This is a genomic window from Sphingopyxis sp. OPL5 (genome assembly GCF_003797775.2).
In the GTDB taxonomy this organism is placed as follows: Bacteria; Pseudomonadota; Alphaproteobacteria; order Sphingomonadales; family Sphingomonadaceae; genus Sphingopyxis.
The window spans coordinates 22,509-40,021 of sequence record NZ_CP060725.1; the positions used below are offsets into that span (position 1 = coordinate 22,509).

The following is a 17,513-nucleotide window of genomic DNA, read 5'->3' on the forward strand; positions in this document are numbered from 1 at the left end:
CAGCGCCCCATTCCGCTTGGTCAGGGCTGTACTTTCAACGCCTTCACCGCCTCCGTCAACTGGTCGACCTTCTCGTGCAGCCGCATGATCTCCAGCTCGGCGCGCAGGTTGATTTCATAGTCCAGCCCGGCCGCGATGCGATCCTTCGCCGCCGCCCGGTTCTGGCTCATCATGATGATCGGCGCCTGCACCGCCGCCAGCGTCGACAGCATCAGGTTCAGGAAAATGAACGGATAGGGGTCGAACGCCATTCCCCAGCGCGCCAGCACGTCCGAATTGAGCAGCATCCAGCCGAGCAGCACGGCGGTGAACAGGATGATGAAACTCCACGACCCGCCGACCGCCGCGACCTTGTCGGATAGCCGCGCGCCGAACGTGGCCTCGGCATCGTCGAGGTCGGCGGCATCGCGGCTGATCAACTGGCGGTTGGCGATCGCCGCGATCACCCGGCATTCGTCGGGGTCGAGGTCCGCATAGGGCCGCCCGAGCAATCGCAGCGAGAGGTCCGAAAGATGCGCCTCGCCGTTCATCCGATCATCCCACCCAGCGCCAGATGCCGGCGACCATGTAACCGAGCGCGCCATGCGCCCAGGTCGCGGCGACCCACAGGAGGATGCCGCCGAACAGCGCGTGCGGCCGCGGGATCGTGTCGATCCACGACCCGCGCCCGCCAAGCTGCCTCGCAAACGGCACGAAGCTCGTCCGCGCCGCCCAGTGGCGCCAGGCATCGCCCATCAGCCGCGCCTTCTTGACGTCCTGCCCCGCCGACCCGGCAAGCGCGAGAAAGGCGATGATCGCCGACAGGACGATCTGCCCCGGCGTCGGCATCACCAGCGCATGCGCCAGCGCCCACAAAGTGAAGCCCCACATCATCGGGTGGCGCGTGATCGCGAACACCCCACGCGGTGCGCCCTGCGCCGCCGCGGCGGCGTTCGGCGCCGGCAGTGCCGGATTGCCGATCAGCGAGCCCATGAACAATATGCTCGCGAACAGCACCAGCAGCGACGCGAGCATCCACAGGCCGTCGCCGACCGCCCACAGCGGCGGTTCGGGCGGCATGCCGCGCCACGCCTGCACCAGCAGGACGAAGGTCGCGATCGCGACGACCGAATAGACGATCAGGAACGCCCTTTCGCCCATCCGTCCCGCCAGCGGCGCGCGCAGCGGGTGCGACAGGGCAAAATGGGTGCCGACGAACAGCGCGCCGGTGGTGATCAACAGCGTCATCGGTTGCATGGAGTTCTCCTCTCCGTTTCCCCGGTCCGCCGCTTGGTCATCAGGCGCGGGCGATTACCTGTCGTAAGCCTTCGGCAGATTGCCTTCCTGCGGCGTCAGGTAACGGTCGCGCAGGCGATCCTGCCTGGTCACCAGCGACTGCGCCTTGCCATCGATCCACACGGCGGTCGGGCGGCTGCCGAGTTCGAGCGGATCATTGTCCCAGATCACGACGTCGCCGACCCGGCCCGCACGGAGCGAGCCGATGCTGGCGTCCATGCCGACCGCGCGCGCCGGGGCGCTGCTGATCGAGGCGAAGGCCTGGTCCCAGCTCATCCCGCTCGCGCCCGGCAGCTTCGCCAGCCCGACGAGGTTGCCCGCATATTGCGTCGCATAGCCCATTTTGTGCGCGTCGTCGTCGTCGAACACCCCGACCGACACCGGCACCCCGGCGGCGGCGAGCCGTCCGGCATTCGACTGGGTCGCGCCGAGCTGTTCGAAACTGCCCGGCAGGTCGGTGAGCGGCGACACCAGCACCGGCACCCGCGCCGCGGCGATGTCGTTCGCGACCAGCCAGCCCTCGGTCGCGCCGACCAGCACCAGCTTGAGCGCCGGAAACTCGGTCTTCAGCTTGAGCACGTTGAGGATGTCGGTCGCGCGGTCGACGCGCACGAACAGCGGCGTCGTGCCGTCGATCACGCGCACCAGCGCATCGGCGTCGGCGCGCTGGATCAGCGCGTCGCTGCCCCATTCGGCGAGCGTCGCGGGATTGCGCGCATAGCTGCGCGCCGCGAGCAATTGTTCGCGGAACAGCAGGAACAGCGCGGCGCGGCTGCCGCCGGCCTTTGCCGATCCATCCTCGCCGAACGCGACATATTGCAGCGCGCGGGGCTTGGTCACCATGTCATTGTCGTCGGCGAGGTCGACCACCGCGCCCTGCCCGGCGAACAAATTGCCGCTCGATCCCGGCGCGACGATCGCGCGGGTGACCCCGTTGGCGCGGTTGACCGCGATCGGCGATCCCATCGGATTGAGCGCCGGGGCGATGTCGAGCCCCGCCGAGAACCGCGACTTGTTCGCCGACCGGTCGTTGGTGCCGCTGACGGCATCGACCTCGGTCAGCCCGACGCGGCTGAACGCCGCGACGATGCCGGGGGTGACCCAGCGGCCGCCCGCATCGACGCGTTCGATACCCGCCGGCACGGCGACGCCGGCGCCCGCCGCGACGACCTTGCCGCCGCGCACGACGACGGTGCCGCCCTCGATCGGGGCGCTGCCGTCGCCGATGACGAGCTTGGCATTGGTGATCGCGACATCCTGCGCCGCGACGGGAGCCGCGATCAGCGCGGCGGCGGAAAGGAGGAGCGCGCGCATCATTTCACATCCCCTTCGCCCGGCTGGCCGAGCTCGAAATCGCTCACCGGCCGCAATTTGGGGTTCATCGTGTCATACATCATCGCGCCGTCGATCCACACCTTCTCAGGCCGGGTATAGGCGCTGAACGGATTGCCGTTCCACAGCACGACGTCGGCCATCTTGCCGGGCTTCAAACTGCCCGTCTTGTCGCCGATGCCCAGCGCCTTGGCGGGATTGTACGACAGCCAGGTCCAGGCCTGTTCGTCGCTGATCTGCATGCCCATGCGGCGGCCCGAGGCGAGCGCCTTCGCCGCCTCCTGGTTCAGCCGCTGGATCTGGTTGGCATCGTCCGAATGGACGATCGTGCAGGCGCCGGCCTTGTACACGAGCGGAATATTCTCGGGCACGCTGTCATAGGCTTCCATCTTGAAGCCCCACCAGTCGGCCCACATCGCCGAACAAATGCCCTCTTTCGCGAGGATATCGGCGATCTTGTAGCTTTCGACCGCGTGGTGGAAGGTCGACACCTTATAGCCGAATTCCTTCGACATATCGATCACCAGCGCCATTTCGTCGGCGCGGTAGCAATGATTGTGGACGAGAATCTCGCCTGACAAGACGCCCGCGAGCGTTTCCATCGCGAGGTCGCGGTCGACGACCTTCCCCTCGTCCATCTTCTTCTTGTAGGCGGCCGCCTTCTGCCAGGTCGCGCGGTTGACCGCGAAATTGCCCATGCGGGTCGAGGGCATCCGCCCCTTGCTGCCATAGACGCGCTTCGGATTCTCGCCGCACGCCATTTTCAAGCCATAGGGCGCGCCGGGGAATTTCATCCCCTGCACCGTGCGCGAGGGCACATTCTTGAGCGTGATCGAGCGCCCGCCCATCAGGTTCGCGCTGCCGGGCAGAATCTGGAGCGACGTCACGCCGCCATTGGCCAGCGCGCGGCTGAACCCCGGGTCCTGCGGCCAGACGCTATGTTCGGACCAGACTTCGGGGGTGGTCGGCGAGGTCGCCTCATTGCCGTCCGAATGCGCCTCGACGCTGGGCGACGGATAGTCGCCGAGGTGGCTGTGGATGTCGATGACCCCGGGGGTGAGGAACTTGCCGGTGCCGTCGACGACATCGGCGTCGGTGGGCAATTCCATATCGGGACCGCCTACCGACAAGACCTTGCCGCTCGACAGGACGATCGACCCATTGTCGATCCGCCCGCCCTCGCCGTCGAAGATGGTGACGTTCCGCACGACGGTCAGCCGCGTCGGATATCCCTTGTACGTCGACGGATAGGGATCCTTGTTAAACTTCACCGGCTTCTCGGCGGCGGGCTTGCTGCTCACCGTCTCCACCTCGCCGCCGTTCGCGGTGCAACCCGCGAACGCCAGCGACACCGCGGCCAAAAGGCCGGCTTTCACGCCCCGGATCATCGATTATGCCCCCTTGGGTTCGGGATGGACGCCCGCAGCCTGCGGCTCGGCCAACTCGTTCTGGCCAGCCAGATCGTCGGCATCGCGCAGCGTGTCGAGATGCATCAGCTTCTTGATCAGCGGCGACACGACGATCACCAGGATACCGAAACCGACCGCCCACAGGCCGATCGTGCCATAGACGTCGAGGACGAGCGCCTTGCCTGCCCCCTCGCCGCTCGCCTTTTCGGACCCCGTCGCCGCCGCGATCAGGCCGGCGGCGAAGTTGCCGGTTGCCGATGCGAAGAACCAGGTGCCCATGATCAGGCTCGCCATATGCGCCGGCGCGAGCCGGTTCATCGCGCTGAGACCGACGGGCGACAGGCACAGTTCGCCGGTCGTGTGGAAGAGGTAGATCAGGAAGATGAAGAGCACCGGGGTGGCATTTTCCATGCCGACCGCCGCCGCGCCCCATTTCAGCGCATAGAAACCAAGTCCGAGCTGCAGCATCGCAAGGCCGAACTTGACCGGTGTCGACGGCTCCATGCCGCGGCGTCCGAGCCAGGTCCAAAGCCCCGCGAACAGCGGTGCGAGCAGGACGATATAGATGGCGTTGACCGACTGGAACACCGATGCCGGCACCCCGCCGCGGTCGACATAACGGTCGGTGAACAGGTTGAGCGACGACCCGGCCTGTTCGAACAGCGCCCAGAACAGGATCGAACCGAGAATCAGGAACATCGCGGCAAAGATACGATCGCGGTCCTCGGCGGGCAGCTTGATGACCGCGGTGCCGATGACATAGGCGACAAGGATCGCACCCGCACCGCCGAGCAGCGTACCGACGATCGCCTGATTCTGGACCAGCCACCAGCAGACGACGACGGCGACGAGGCCGACGAGATAGAGCAGCCATTCGAACGGCACGCCGAACTTCTTTTCGGTGAGCAGCGCCGGATTCTCCGGCTCGCCGCGGCCGAGCAGCAGCGGCTTGAACACCACGAAGACAATCAGGCCAAGCAGCATGCCGAAGCCGGCGGCGCCAAAGCCATAGGCCCAGCCATAGACTTCGCCGAGATAGCCGCAGAGCAGCGAACCGAGCGCCGCGCCGAGGTTAATACCCATGTAGAAGATCGTGTAGGCGCCGTCGCGGCGCACGTCGGTACGCGGATAGAGCTGGCCGACGATCACCGAGATATTGGCTTTCAGGAAGCCCGAGCCGACGATGATGAAGGCGAGCGCCAGCCAGAAGATGTTGAGGCTGGTCGGATCCTGTCCGCCATCGCCCTCGAATCCCATCATGAAATGCCCGAAGGTCAGCAACACGGCGCCATAAAGCACCGCCTTTCGCTGCCCCAGCCATCGGTCGGCGAGATAGCCGCCGAGCACCGGGGTGATATAGACCAGCGCGGTATACGCCCCATAGATGACACCCGATTCACTGTCCGAGAACAGCCAGTGCTTGGTCAGGTAGAAAATCAGGAGCGCGCGCATCCCGTAATAGGAAAAACGCTCCCACATTTCGGCGAAGAACAGAACAAACAGGCCCTTCGGATGGCCGAGAAACGTCCCGGCAGCATCCCCGTGCTGGGCATAGGCTTTGGTCATGGCGACCCTTCCCTGGGTATGGTGTTGGTCCCGAAAACGGGACAGATGGACGTAACACTAGCGTCAAAATTGCGTATGGGAAGAATCTAATTGCGCGTGAAACCATCGCAATCGGGCCGAAATAGTGTTGCGAACGATTCGCAACACTTGCGCAAACGCTCGGAAACCGCCACATGGCTGGCCATGTTCAACGACACCTCCTCGCTCCGCGCCCACCTCGCCACCCGCCGTTCGGGCAAGGCCCGCGACATGGTCGCGCCCGGCCCCGACGCCGCGACGCTGCACGACATCATCGCACTCGCGCTGCGTACCCCCGACCATGGCAAGCTCGCCCCCTGGCGCATCGTCACGGTCGCGGAGGACCAGCGCGAGACGCTCGCGACGCTGCTCAAGCAGGCATGGGTGAAAGAGAATCCGGGCGCGGCGGGTCTCGACCTCTCCGCGCTCGACCAGTTCGCACATCAGGCGCCAACCCTGCTCGTCCTCCTGTCGACTCCGGTCGAAGGATCGAAGATCCCGCTATGGGAACAGCAGATGTCGGCGGGCGCGGTCGGCATGAACCTGCTCCACGCCGCCCACGCGCTTGGCTTCGTCGGCAGCTGGCTCACCGGCTGGGCGGCGTACAGCCCCGACGTCGCCGCGGCGTTCGGCGCGCGCGTCGGCGACACGATCGTCGGCTATTTCTTCCTCGGCACCGCCGGCGCCAACCTCTCCGAACGCCCCCGTCCTGAATATGACGACGTCGTTCGCGACTGGGACATTTAATTTCAAACTCCACTGCACATCGATAATATTGTGATTTGACTGTGCTGCTGTCTTATGGCATTAAGGCGGCATGCTCGATCAGTCCAAACCCGTGTACCAGCGTCTGCGCGATGTGATCGCCAACGCCATCCTCGACGGCAGCTTCGGCGACGGCGACATGCTCCCGTCGGTGCGCAGCCTCGCTGCCGAAGAGGGCGCCAACCCGCTCACCGTCGCCAAGGCGTACCAGACCTTCCAGGACGAAGGCCTGGTGACCGTAAAGCGCGGGGTCGGCATGTTCGTCGCCGACGGCGCGACCGAGCGCCTGCGCACGTTGATGCGCGAAGATTTCCTGGCCAATGTGTGGCCCCCGGTCGCCGACCAGATGCGCCGCATCGGGCTGGATGCGCGGACGTTGCTGGATCTGACCGAGGCCTGAGAAAAATCCTCCCTGTGGCGAAGCCATGGGGAGGATTTCGAAACTACCGCCCCACCTGCTCCATCTTCTCGCGCAAATCCGCCGCGCCCCGCGCGTTTCCGCCCTCAGCGAGCAGGTCGGCATAGAGCCGCATGACCTCGCCGTTCAGGGGCTGCAGCCGGTACGCCAGCGCGATCAGCCCGGTCGCGCGTGCGCGATCGCCTCTGGCCGCATAGGCCTTCGCCAGTTCGCGCAGTACCACGACGTCGCGATTGCCGATCCGCTGGCGCACGCGCTCGAAATGGGTGATCGCATCGTCCCAATGCTCGATGTCCATCGCCAGCGATCCCGCCAGCCGGTCGGCGGCGATGCTCGACGGCTGGCTGTCGCGCAGCGCGAGGATCGTCGCCCCCGACCCCGCGATGTCACCGGCCCGGAACAGGGCATTCGCGAGCCGAAGCGTCGTCCGCTCGCCTGCGTCGAGGTCGCGCGCGGCGCGGAAACTCTGCACCGCCTGGCCATATTCGCCCGCCGCCAGCGCCGCGTCGCCATATAGGATATGCGCATCGGCGACGCCGCGATTGGCGTCGCGCAGCCGTGTCGCGCGCTCCAGCGCCCGCGTCGCATTGCCGCCCGCCATCTCGGCCTCCATCGCCGGGATGACCTTCGCCGGGTTGAGCGGGTCGGCATCGGCCGCGGCCGACAGCGCATAGCCATCGGGGCGGAAGGGCGCCGCCTCGCCCGGCGCAAGCGCGGCAGCGCGCGCCAGATAATCGGCCGAATCGGTCGCCCGACCCAGTTCGGCGGCGACCCGCGCGGCGAGCAACAGCGACCAGCTGTCGGCATCGGTGCGCGACACGATCGGCGCCAGCGCCTCGGCGGCACCATCGGCATCGCCCCCGGACCATTCGGACACCGCCAGGATGCGCCGCGCGGTCAGATTGTGCGGCTGTTCCTCGATCAGCCGGTCGGCCCAGGTCGCCGCCACCGCCTCGCCGCCGAGTTCGAGCTCGACGATCGCGCTGAGCAGCATGAACGCCGGTTCCTCGTCCATTCGCCCGCGCGTGCGCTGGAGCAGGCTGCGCGCAAGTCGATAGTTGCCGGCGCGCGCCGCGACCACCGCCTGCAGATAATAGAGGCGCGGCTCGCCCGGCACGAGTGTCGCGGCGTGGCGCAGCGATACGAGCATGTCTTTGTACCGCCCCAGATCGCCGAGCGTCGCGGCGCGGTCGATCAGCGCCCCGGCATTGTCGGGATCGGCCTCCAGCGCACGGTCGTACCAGGGCAGCGACGCGGTCAGCCCCAGCTGGGTGCGCACCAGGTTCGCCTTGTACGCCAGCGCCGCGCTGCTCGCCTTGTCGAGTTCGATCGCATAGTCGATCGCATCGCGCGCGCCGAGCGCATCGGCATTGGCGTCGCGAAAGCGCGCGACGTCGACCCACAGGTCCGAACTACGCGGCAAATCCTGCACCGCGCGGTCGAACGCATCGCGCGCCGAGGCAAGGTCGCCATTGCCCAGGTGGACATTGCCCGCGACCCACGCCGCCTCGCCGATCATCTCGGGCGCGATCGGCCCGGCGTCGAGGATGCGGAAGGCGCGGTCGCCCTCGCCCTGCATCGCCGCGGCTTTCGCCGCCAACGGGCGCAGCGCCGCCGCGTCGCCCCCCGCACCGAGCGCCGCCTGCACCGCGGCCTCGGCCCCGACACCGTCGCCGAGCTTGAACAGGATGCGCGCCAGCTCGACCTGCGCCGCAAGCTGCCTCGGATCGTCGGCGAGCGATTGCTGCAGTTCGACGCGCCGCTGTTCAAGATCGGCGCGCGGACTCGCCGGGCGCGGCCCGTCGCACCCTGCCAGCAACAGCGCACCGAACAGCACCCCGGTCAAGATGCGCAGGCGCCGCAATTCAGGCCGCCTGCATCCGATATTGCTTGAGCAGATCGTACAGCGTCGGGCGGCTGATCCCGAGCAGCTTCGCCGCGAGCGAGATATTGCCCTCGCTCTGCATCATCGCGCGGCGGATCGCGACCCGGTCGGCCGCCTCGCGCGCGCTGCGCAGGTTGAGCCAGGCTTCCTCGTCGCCCGGTCCATGGGCGCCATCGGCGCTTCCGGCGATATCGAGATCGCCCTTCGTCACCAGCTTGCCGTCGGCCATGATCACCGCGCGCTTGATGCGGTTTTCCAGTTCGCGGACATTGCCCGGCCAGCGTGCTTCGTCGATCGCCTGCAGCGCGTCGGGGGCAAAGCCGCGCACCCCGGGGTTCATCTCGGGCGCATATTGGTGGAGGAAATGCCGCGCCAACAGCACCGCATCGCCTGGCCGTTCGGCGAGCGCCGGAATTTTCACCACCATCTCTGCGAGCCGATAATAAAGATCGTCGCGAAAGCTTTGCGCCGCGATCATCGCGTCGAGGTCGCGGTGCGTCGCGCAGACGATCCTTGTATCGACTGCGATCGGCTTGCGCCCGCCGATCCGCTCGATCGTGCGTTCCTGCAGGAATCGCAGCAATTTGACCTGCAGCGGCAGCGGGATGTCGCCGACTTCGTCGAGGAACAAAGTGCCACCATGCGCAAGCTCGATCTTGCCCTCGGTGGTCTTCACCGCACCGGTGAAGGCGCCCTTCTCATGCCCGAACAATTCGCTTTCGAGCAGATTCTCGGGGATCGCGGCGCAGTTGATCGCAACGAAGGCGCCGTCGCGCCGCCCGCTCGCCTCGTGCAGCCCGCGCGCCAGCAACTCCTTGCCGGTGCCGCTCGCGCCGAGCAGCATTACCGATACGCCCAGATTGGCGACGCGCTCGATCGTCCGCGCGACCTTCAGCATTTCGGGCGCCCCGGTAATCATCCCGCCGAGTACGCGGTTGTCGTTCGTCCCCTGCTCCGCCAGCCGCGCATTTTCGACCTCGAGTTCGCGAACATGGAACGCCCGCCGCACGATCAGCCCCAGCTCCTCGATATCGATCGGCTTCTGGTAGAAATCCCACGCGCCCTGAGCGATCGCGTTCAACGCGCTGGCGCGCTCGCCGTGCCCCGACACGACGATGACCTTGGTGTCGGGCTTGATCTCCAGGATCGCCTTCAGCGTCCGGAATCCCTCGCGCGTCCCGTCGGGATCGGGCGGCAGGCCCAGGTCGAGCGTGACCACATCGGGTTCTTCGGCACGCAGCAGGTCGATCGCGCTGTCATGGTCGCCCGCGATCAGCACCGCATAGCCGTCATAGGCCCATTTGAGCTGCGTCTGCAGCCCCGGGTCGTCCTCGACCACCAGCAGTTTGCGCGGTGCTTCGGCGCCGTCGTTCTTCATGATGCCACTTTCATCCAGTCGTTGCCCCGCCCCGCCGCACCGCCTTCGCCCGCGGCGGGCAACCACAGGGTGAAGCGGCTTCCCTTGCCCGGCTCGCTCGCGACATCGATCGTGCCGCCCATCGCCTGCGCAATCTGCAACGCTTCATAGGCGCCAAGCCCGAACCCCGCTTCCTTTGTCGAAACGAAGGGCTTGAACAATTCGTCGCGGATGAACTCGCGGGTCATCCCGCATCCCTGGTCGAGCACGTCGATCCGCACCCGCCCCGCCTCGCGCGCCGCGATCAGCTGCACCGATCCGTCGGCGGACGAGGCGTCGATCGCATTGGTCGCAAGATGCTCGAGGATCTGCCGCACCGATCCGCTATCGGCCCAGGCGGCGAGCCCGGCGTCGCAGCCGATCGACAGCGTCCGGCGCGGCCGCATCTGCGCCGCGACGGCGTCGAGCAGCGGTTCGATCGCCACGCGCCCGGCCTCCGCCGCGCGCCCGCGCTCGCGCGGCGACAGGCGCGCCAGCAGGTCGGACAACCGTCCCGCAGACAGCTTCAGCGTCTCGACCATATCGGCGCGAAACGCCGGATTGTCGGCATGACGCTCGGCATTGCGCGCGAGCAGCGCCAACTGGCTCGCCAGATTCTTGATGTCGTGCATGATGAAGGCGAAGCGGCGGTTGAACTCGTCGAAACGCTTCGCTTCCGACAAGGCCTGCTGGCTGTGCGATTCGGCGAGGTAGCTCGCCGCCTGCCGTCCCGCGATGCGCAGCACGTCGAGATCTTCCCAGTCGAGCGCGCGCGTCACCGGCGGACGGTGCAGCACCACCACCGCGATCATGCGCTGAAAATGGAGCACCGGCACGACGACCCACGCGCGCGTGTCGGCGACCAGCCAGTCGGGGATCGCGAGGTCGTGCCCGCCCGCGACCGTCGTCGCGCCGCGGCGCACCGCATCGAGGTCGACGATATGGCCGGTGTCCTGCAGCATGAAGGCCGAGCGCAGCGACAATATCGCATCGGCCTCGACCCCGCCTTCCCAATGCCAGCGGTCGGCGACGCGATAGCTGCCCTGCGGGTCGGGCAGCATCAGCAGCGCGCCCGGACTTCCGGTCAGTTCGGCGAGCGCCTTGGCGACGCGGCGGTACAGGTCGCCTTCCCCCTTGTCGGCGCTCTTGTCGGCGTCGTCGCCGGCACGCGCCAGCGTCGCGGTGAAGCGCATCCATTCGGCGCGATAGTCATAGCGATGCTCGAAGAAATGCTTGGAAATCATTACCGACAGCCACGCCCGCGCGCGGCCCGAGGCGAGCAGCATCCCGCCGGCGCCGAGCGCGACGACCAGCGACAGCCCCTGTGCCAGTTCGCCGTAATTGCCGCCGACCATCCGCGCCACCGCGCCAGCCAGCCCGATCAGGACCAGATACGCGGCGCCGCCGATCAGCAGCAAGGTCCGCGTCGCCGCGGTGCGCGACAGCCGCATCCGTTCGCGCCCGACATCCATCGCGGCAACGACGAAGGTCGGCAACGCGAGCAGTGCGACCGCCGGCAGCAACAGGATCAGCGTCGTCGCCGCCGACCCGGTCAGCGCGGCGATCAGCTGGATGTTGAGTTCATAGGCCCAGAGCATCGCAAAGCCCCCGGCGACCGCGAGCACCGGCATGCGCAGCCCGGCGCTGCCGTGGCGCACCCCGCTGTCGATGAGCAGCAGCCCGCCCGATGCGGCGATCATCGCGACCAGTTCAAGCCCCGGCCCCGCCCATTCGTCCGACAGCCCGCCCTGGCGCAGCCACACCGCGCTGCCGAACGACAGCGCGACGACGCAGAAGGTGACGAGCATGCGCTGAATCAGCCGCAGCGGCCGCGACATCGGCGCACGCTCGTTCCAGAAGGTCGCGCCGAGCCAGCCGAGCAGGGCGATGTTGCGCAGCGCCCGCCCGACAAGCGCCTCGGCCGATCCGGGACCGAAGACATAAGCTGCGGCGCACCACAGCGTCATCGCCGCCGCCGCGGCGACCAGCCAGCCGAAACCCGGCATCAGCGTTGCCATGCGCGCGCGCGGCCGCATCAGAAGCCACAAGGTGACGCCGGCGAAACCCGCCAGCGCCAGGCCGCCGAGGATCGCCGAAAGACCGGTGAGCGCGCCCATTTTAGCGCGCGCCCTCGGGCCACAGCACGACGCGTACCGTCTGGAGGAGGATCAGCAGGTCGAGGAAGGGCGAATAATTTTTGGCGTAATAGAGATCATATTCGAGCTTCACCCGCGCATCCTCGACCGACGCGCCATAAGGATAGTTGATCTGCGCCCAGCCGGTCAGCCCCGGCTTCACCATGTGGCGCTCGGCATAATAGGGCAGTTCCTCGGTCAGCTCCTCGACGAAGCTCGGCCGTTCGGGGCGCGGGCCGACAAAGCTCATCTCGCCCTTCAGCACGCACCAGGTCTGCGGCAGTTCGTCGATGCGCAGCTTGCGGATGATGTTGCCGACACGGGTGATCCGCGGGTCGTTCGCGCTCGCCCACACCGCCTTGCCCGCGGCCTCGGCATCGGTGCGCATCGAGCGGATCTTGACGATATTATAGGTTTCGCCGAACAGCCCGACGCGCGGCTGGCGATAGAAAATCGGCCCCTTGCTGTCGATCCGCACCGCGATCCCCGCGATGACGATCAGCGGCAGGCCGATCACCAGCACGGCGAGGCTGGCAAAAATGTCGAACAGCCTTTTGCTGACCTTGCCGATCCGCTGCCCCGCCGAAAAGCCGTCCGAAAAGATCAGGAAACTCGGGTTCGTCGTCGCCAGGTCGACGCGGCCGGTCTCGCGCTCGAGAAAGCTCGCGATGTCGTTGACATGCACCCCGGTGGTCTTGACCCGCAGCAGGTCGGCAAGCGGCAGCGACCCGCGCCGTTCCTCCATCGCCAGCACCACCTCGCCCGCCCCCAGCGCGACGGCATGGTCGGCGAGGTTCGCGACATCGCCGCGCGGCACCGCGTCGGCGATCGCCGTTTCGCCATCGGCCATCGCGACATAGCCGGTGATCGTCAGCCCGCTGCCCGGCTCGTCGGCGAGCACGCGCAGCCGCGCCGCGCGCGGCCCCGCACCGAGGATCAGGATCCGCCGCCGGAACTGGTCGGCCCCCGCGGTCTGGGTCACCGCCAGCCGGATCAGGAACAACAGCGCGATCGCGAACGCCATCGCGTAAACGCTGTTCGCGCGCCACAGGGTCGCGTCGGGGAGTAGGAAGCCGGTGAGCGACAGGAAGATCACGCCGAGCGAAATCGCCGCGAGCAGCCGCGCGGTGGCGAAACCCATCGAGCGCAGCGCCTCGGTCCCGTACATGCCGACCGCCATCATCGCCAGCGCGTTGGACACCGCAAAGGTCAACAGCGGCAACCAGCGGTCGGCAAGTTCGCCGGCGTCGAAACCGGCCTGGTGCGCATAAAGATGCCACGCCCCCTCGGCCGAGCCGAGCAGCGCGAAAAACTCGATCAGCGCCAGCCAGACGACGGCGTGCGGGACATAATGTTTGAACAGTCGGAACATGGGAAAGTGGCGCCCTTTCAGGCGCACACCTAGCTGTGAGGGGTGAAGTGTCGGTTAACTTTACACACAGGTTGGCGCCGACCGCTCTGGATTGCTTCGCTTCGCTCGCAATGACGAGCCTCCAAATGCTCCGTCATTGCGAGGAGCGAAGCGACGCGGCAATCCAGAGCGGTTCAAGGCCAGCCTTGCACCATTAACCCATTCAAGGGATGACCATTCCGTCCGAAAGGCTTAGACCGTCTCCATGACCCTTCAGATTCAACCCGTTATCCTGTGCGGCGGCGCCGGCACGCGGCTGTGGCCCGAATCGCGCGGGGATCGCGCCAAGCAGTTCCTCCCGCTCACCGGCGCCGACAGCCTGTTCCAGCAGACCGTCGCGCGCACCCCCGCCGGCGAACATTTCCTGCCGCCGGTCATCCTGTGCGGCGACGGCCATGTCGCGACGGTGCGCGACCAGATGGGGGCGCATGAGGCCAGGCTGCTCGTCGAACCGATGCCGCGCAACACCGCCGCCGCGATCGCCCTTGCCGTTGCGCAGGCCGATGCCGACACCTTGCTGCTGGTGATGCCCAGCGACCATGTCATCGCCGACGTCCCCGCCTTCCACGCCGCGATCGCCAAGGCGGCACGGCTCGCGCAGGCGGACTGGCTCGTCACCTTCGGCATCACTCCCGAGCGCCCTGACACCGGCTTCGGCTATATCGCCAGCGGCGCCCCGATCGGCGAGGATGGTTTCGCGGTTGACCGTTTCGTCGAGAAGCCGCCGCTCGAAACCGCCGAGGCGATGCTCGCGGCGGGCGGCTACAACTGGAACGCGGGTATCTTCCTGTTCCGTGCCGGGCGGATGCGCGATGCGATGCTCACCCATTGCCGCGCGATCTTCGAGGCCGCCGACAAGGCCGCGGCCGCCGGGATGCGCGATGGCGACGCGCTCTACGCCGACGCGCTGCTGTTCGAAACCGCGCCGTCGGATTCGATCGACTATGCGGTGATGGAAAAGGACGACCGCGTCGCCGTCGTCCCTGTCGCGATGGGCTGGTCCGACCTCGGCAGCTGGCAGGCGGTCCATGCCCTCGCCGCGTGCGACGAGGCCGACAATGCGACCGTCGGCGACGTCTTCCTCCACGACAGCCTCGGCAACCTGATCCGCGCCGGCGGCAAGCGCGTCTCGGTCGTCGGCATGGAGGGGGTCGCGGTGATCGTCGACGGCGACGACATCCTGGTCATGCCGCTCAAACGCTGCCAGGACGTCCGCGCCGCCGCGAAGGCGCGCGAATAGCCGCATGACCGGGTCGCACCGCTTTGCCGATGCGCCGCTCGGGCTGCTGCAGCATCGCCCGCTCGAACGGCGCGCGCGCCATTGCCACGACAACGCCTTCGTCGCGGTGGTGCTCGAGGGCGGCTATCAGGAGGCGGGGGACGAAGGCCGCTTCGACGTCGGTCCCGGCGACGTCCTGATCCATCACGCGTTCGAATCGCATCTGGGCCGCATCGCGGCGCGCGGCGCCCGCGTCCTCGTGCTCGACCTGCCGCCCGCGCTTGCCGCCACCGCGCATGTCCGCGGCCATGTCCGCGACCCCGACCGCCTCGTCCGCCTCGCCGCGCGCGACCGCGACGCCGCCACCGCCGCGCTCGCCGGGGATTTCGTCGCCGCGCCGCCGTCGGCGCTCGACTGGCCCGACCTGCTCGCCGGCGACCTCCGCCGCCTCGACCCCTTCGCGCTGTCCGCCTGGGCCGAGAGCAAAGGCGTGCGCGCCGAAACTCTCAGCCGCGGCTTCCGCGCCGCCTATGGCTGCACACCCAAGGCGTATCGCGCCGACGTCCGCGCCCGCGCCGCGCTCGCGGCGATCCGCACCACTGGTGAGGCGCTGACCGCGATCGCCCATCGGCTCCACTTCACCGACCAGGCGCATATGACCCACGCCGTCGCGCGGCTCACCGGTGCCACCCCGGGTTTCTGGCGGCGAGGTCAATTGGCTACAAGACCCGCCTGATCCGATCGTGTAGGGCTGGGACAACACACCTCGTCCGGAGACCTCCCCATGCTCGACCGCCGCACGCTTCTCGCCACGCTCGCCGCGACCTCGGCGCTCGCCGGCGCCCGCGCGCACGCGATGCTCGCCGAACCCGCCAGCGAGGGCGACAGGCTGACCGCGCTCTACGAACGCATCTACGACCGGCTGATCGACGAAAGCCCCGAATTCGCCGCCGCGCTCGGGCTCGACAAGGGCGAGCGCGCGGCACTCAAGGCCAAGCTCGACGACCGTTCACCCGCGGGGATCAAGAAGAACCACCAGCTCTATCGCGACGGCCTCGCCGACCTCAAAAAGATAAACGTATCAAAGCTTTCGGGCATGGACCTCGTCAATTACGAAACCTTCCGCGGCCCGTGGGAGGGCTATGTGAAGGCCTATGACACATTCTCCTACGGCCTCCACAGCTGGCCCGAACCGCATCCGGTGACCCAGTTGTCGGGCGCCTATCGCGCGGTCCCCGATTTCCTGATCAACCAGCATGCAATCGCCGGGGCCGCCGATGCCGAAGCCTATCTGGCGCGCTGCGCCGACTTCGCGGTCCAGCTCGACAACGAAACCGGGCGGCTCAAGGCCGATCATGCCAATGGCATCATCCCGCCCGACTTCGTCATCGACCGCACCCTCGGCCAGTTCGACCGCATCTGGGCCCCCGCGCCCGACGCCAACGGCCTGACCACCAATATTGCGGCGAAGACCAAGGACATCCCCGGCGACTGGGCGGCGCGCTGCGCGGCGCTGATCGAGGACAAGATATACCCAGCGATGCAGCGTCAGGCCGCCGAACTTCGCGCGGTGCGGCCAAAGGCGACGCACGATGCCGGCGTCTGGCGCCTGCCGCAGGGCGAGGATTATTACGCCTATGCGCTGCGTTTCGCGACGACGACGGGCATGTCGGCAGAGGAGGTGCACAAGCTCGGCCTCGACCGCGTCGCCGACCTGTCGGCGCAGGCCGACGCGATCTTCAAGGCGCAGGGCATGACCAAGGGCAGCGTCGCCGAACGGATGCGCGCGCTCGGCAAGGACCCGCGCTTCCTCTATCCCAACACCGACGAAGGCAAGGCGAAGCTGATCGCCGAGCTCAACAACCAGATGCAGGCGATGCAGGCCCGCCTGCCCGAAGCCTTCGGCCGCCTGCCCAAGGCGAAGGCCGAAATCCGCCGCGTCCCCGCCGATATCGAGGATGGCGCGACCGGCGGCTATTATCAGGTCCCCGCGCTCGACGGTTCGCGCCCCGGCGCCTATTATATCAACCTGCGCGATACCGCCGAAAACCCCAGCTGGACGCTACCCACGCTGACCTATCACGAGGCCTCGCCGGGCCATCACCACCAGATCGCGCTGGCGCAGGAAGCGACCGGCATCCCGCGCCTCCGCCGCCTGCCCGCTTACTCGGTCTATACCGAGGGCTGGGGCCTCTATGCCGAACAGCTCGCCGACGAGATGGGGGTTTATGAAAACGACCCGTGGGGCCGGCTCGGATATCTGCAAAGTTACATGTTCCGCGCCGCCCGCCTCGTCGTCGATACCGGGCTCCACCATTATCGCTGGACCCGCGAGAAGGGCATCCAATATTATAACGAGACGCTCGGCACCCCCGAACCGTCGAACGTCACCGAGATCGAACGCTATTGCGTCTGGCCCGGTCAGGCGACGAGCTACATGGTCGGCCAGACCCGGTGGGTGGCGATCCGCGAAAAGGCGAAGGTCGCGCTCGGCGACAAATTCGACCTTCGCGCCTTCCACGACACCGCGCTGTCGGCGGGCGCGATGCCGATCGAGGTGCTCGCGGGACTGATCGAGCGCTGGACCGCGGCGCAACTGGCCTAGCGCCCGACGTCGCGCCGCCTTGCAAAAAGCGGTCGGCGCAGCTAAAGGCCGCGCCAGCCAAATCCCGGCCACAGTCTGA

At 67.5% G+C, this 17,513-nt stretch carries 14 protein-coding genes; 5 read left to right on the forward strand and 9 right to left on the reverse strand.

Annotated features, from left to right (window positions below):
• Positions 1-20: 20 nt before the first annotated feature.
• The 5 genes from EEB18_RS00110 to EEB18_RS00130 are packed head-to-tail and all read right to left on the reverse strand — an operon-like array spanning position 21 to position 5,582.
• The gene (locus EEB18_RS00110; protein WP_056350854.1) at positions 21-530 is read right to left on the reverse strand and encodes a DUF1003 domain-containing protein; all 510 of its coding nucleotides are present in this window, start codon (positions 528-530) and stop codon (positions 21-23) included.
• A 4-nt stretch (positions 531-534) separates the two neighbouring features.
• Positions 535-1,236, reverse strand: a complete 702-nt coding sequence (locus EEB18_RS00115) for an NnrU family protein (RefSeq protein ID WP_187139724.1) — start codon at positions 1,234-1,236, stop codon at positions 535-537.
• A gap of 54 nt (positions 1,237-1,290) precedes the next feature.
• On the reverse strand, positions 1,291-2,592 hold the full coding sequence (locus EEB18_RS00120; RefSeq protein WP_187139723.1) for an amidohydrolase family protein: 1,302 nt from the start codon (positions 2,590-2,592) through the stop codon (positions 1,291-1,293).
• Positions 2,589-3,995 (reverse strand): amidohydrolase, encoded by a 1,407-nt coding sequence (locus EEB18_RS00125; RefSeq protein WP_187139722.1) that lies wholly within the window; start codon positions 3,993-3,995, stop codon positions 2,589-2,591. Before EEB18_RS00125 ends, EEB18_RS00120 begins: the two co-directional genes overlap by 4 nt.
• Before the next feature lie 3 nt (positions 3,996-3,998).
• Positions 3,999-5,582: a peptide MFS transporter gene (locus tag EEB18_RS00130; RefSeq protein WP_187139721.1), complete on the reverse strand. Its 1,584-nt coding sequence runs from the start codon at positions 5,580-5,582 to the stop codon at positions 3,999-4,001.
• Positions 5,583-5,765: 183 nt separating this feature from the next.
• On the opposite strand from EEB18_RS00130, the gene EEB18_RS00135 reads away from it, so the two are divergent.
• On the forward strand, positions 5,766-6,347 hold the full coding sequence (locus EEB18_RS00135; RefSeq protein ID WP_187139824.1) for a nitroreductase: 582 nt from the start codon (positions 5,766-5,768) through the stop codon (positions 6,345-6,347).
• Positions 6,348-6,417: 70 nt separating this feature from the next.
• On the forward strand, positions 6,418-6,765 hold the full coding sequence (locus tag EEB18_RS00140; RefSeq protein WP_056350846.1) for a GntR family transcriptional regulator: 348 nt from the start codon (positions 6,418-6,420) through the stop codon (positions 6,763-6,765).
• 43 nt (positions 6,766-6,808) lie between these two features.
• Here the strand turns inward: EEB18_RS00140 and EEB18_RS00145 are convergent, their stop codons facing one another.
• From EEB18_RS00145 to EEB18_RS00160, 4 genes are read right to left on the reverse strand one after another with little or no spacing between them, the layout of a single operon-like run.
• Positions 6,809-8,647 carry a tetratricopeptide repeat protein gene (locus EEB18_RS00145; protein WP_262408045.1) on the reverse strand — a complete coding sequence of 613 codons (1,839 nt, stop codon included), beginning with the start codon at positions 8,645-8,647 and terminating at the stop codon, positions 6,809-6,811.
• Between the two features lies 1 nt (position 8,648).
• Positions 8,649-10,046: a PEP-CTERM-box response regulator transcription factor gene (gene prsR / locus EEB18_RS00150; RefSeq protein WP_187139720.1), complete on the reverse strand. Its 1,398-nt coding sequence runs from the start codon at positions 10,044-10,046 to the stop codon at positions 8,649-8,651.
• Positions 10,043-12,181 (reverse strand): XrtA/PEP-CTERM system histidine kinase PrsK, encoded by a 2,139-nt coding sequence (prsK, locus tag EEB18_RS00155; RefSeq protein WP_187139719.1) that lies wholly within the window; start codon positions 12,179-12,181, stop codon positions 10,043-10,045. Before prsK ends, prsR begins: the two co-directional genes overlap by 4 nt.
• A 1-nt stretch (position 12,182) precedes the next feature.
• On the reverse strand, positions 12,183-13,571 hold the full coding sequence (locus tag EEB18_RS00160) for a TIGR03013 family XrtA/PEP-CTERM system glycosyltransferase (protein ID WP_187139718.1): 1,389 nt from the start codon (positions 13,569-13,571) through the stop codon (positions 12,183-12,185).
• A gap of 244 nt (positions 13,572-13,815) precedes the next feature.
• On the opposite strand from EEB18_RS00160, the gene EEB18_RS00165 reads away from it, so the two are divergent.
• Genes EEB18_RS00165 through EEB18_RS00175 form a run of 3 tightly spaced genes read left to right on the forward strand, consistent with a single transcriptional unit; the run spans position 13,816 to position 17,434 of the window.
• Entirely contained in the window at positions 13,816-14,850 is a 1,035-nt protein-coding gene (locus EEB18_RS00165) for a mannose-1-phosphate guanylyltransferase (protein WP_187139717.1), read from the forward strand.
• A 4-nt stretch (positions 14,851-14,854) separates the two neighbouring features.
• Positions 14,855-15,565 (forward strand): helix-turn-helix domain-containing protein, encoded by a 711-nt coding sequence (locus tag EEB18_RS00170; RefSeq protein WP_187139716.1) that lies wholly within the window; start codon positions 14,855-14,857, stop codon positions 15,563-15,565.
• A 48-nt stretch (positions 15,566-15,613) separates the two neighbouring features.
• Positions 15,614-17,434 carry a DUF885 domain-containing protein gene (locus EEB18_RS00175; RefSeq protein ID WP_187139715.1) on the forward strand — a complete coding sequence of 607 codons (1,821 nt, stop codon included), beginning with the start codon at positions 15,614-15,616 and terminating at the stop codon, positions 17,432-17,434.
• Positions 17,435-17,513: the final 79 nt, after the last annotated feature.

Bases quoted from the DNA above. Each gene is read 5' to 3' on its own strand.
- prsK (WP_187139719.1), bottom strand. From the start codon at position 12,181: ATGGGCGCGCTCACCGGTCTTTCGGCGATCCTCGGCGGCCTGGCGCTG.
- EEB18_RS00115 (WP_187139724.1), bottom strand. From the start codon at position 1,236: ATGCAACCGATGACGCTGTTGATCACCACCGGCGCGCTGTTCGTCGGC.
- EEB18_RS00110 (WP_056350854.1), bottom strand. From the start codon at position 530: ATGAACGGCGAGGCGCATCTTTCGGACCTCTCGCTGCGATTGCTCGGG.
- EEB18_RS00130 (WP_187139721.1), bottom strand. From the start codon at position 5,582: ATGACCAAAGCCTATGCCCAGCACGGGGATGCTGCCGGGACGTTTCTC.
- EEB18_RS00125 (WP_187139722.1), bottom strand. From the start codon at position 3,995: ATGATCCGGGGCGTGAAAGCCGGCCTTTTGGCCGCGGTGTCGCTGGCG.
- EEB18_RS00140 (WP_056350846.1), top strand. From the start codon at position 6,418: ATGCTCGATCAGTCCAAACCCGTGTACCAGCGTCTGCGCGATGTGATC.
- EEB18_RS00120 (WP_187139723.1), bottom strand. From the start codon at position 2,592: ATGATGCGCGCGCTCCTCCTTTCCGCCGCCGCGCTGATCGCGGCTCCC.
- EEB18_RS00165 (WP_187139717.1), top strand. From the start codon at position 13,816: ATGACCCTTCAGATTCAACCCGTTATCCTGTGCGGCGGCGCCGGCACG.
- EEB18_RS00135 (WP_187139824.1), top strand. From the start codon at position 5,766: ATGTTCAACGACACCTCCTCGCTCCGCGCCCACCTCGCCACCCGCCGT.
- prsR (WP_187139720.1), bottom strand. From the start codon at position 10,046: ATGAAGAACGACGGCGCCGAAGCACCGCGCAAACTGCTGGTGGTCGAG.
- EEB18_RS00175 (WP_187139715.1), top strand. From the start codon at position 15,614: ATGCTCGACCGCCGCACGCTTCTCGCCACGCTCGCCGCGACCTCGGCG.
- EEB18_RS00160 (WP_187139718.1), bottom strand. From the start codon at position 13,571: ATGTTCCGACTGTTCAAACATTATGTCCCGCACGCCGTCGTCTGGCTG.
- EEB18_RS00170 (WP_187139716.1), top strand. From the start codon at position 14,855: ATGACCGGGTCGCACCGCTTTGCCGATGCGCCGCTCGGGCTGCTGCAG.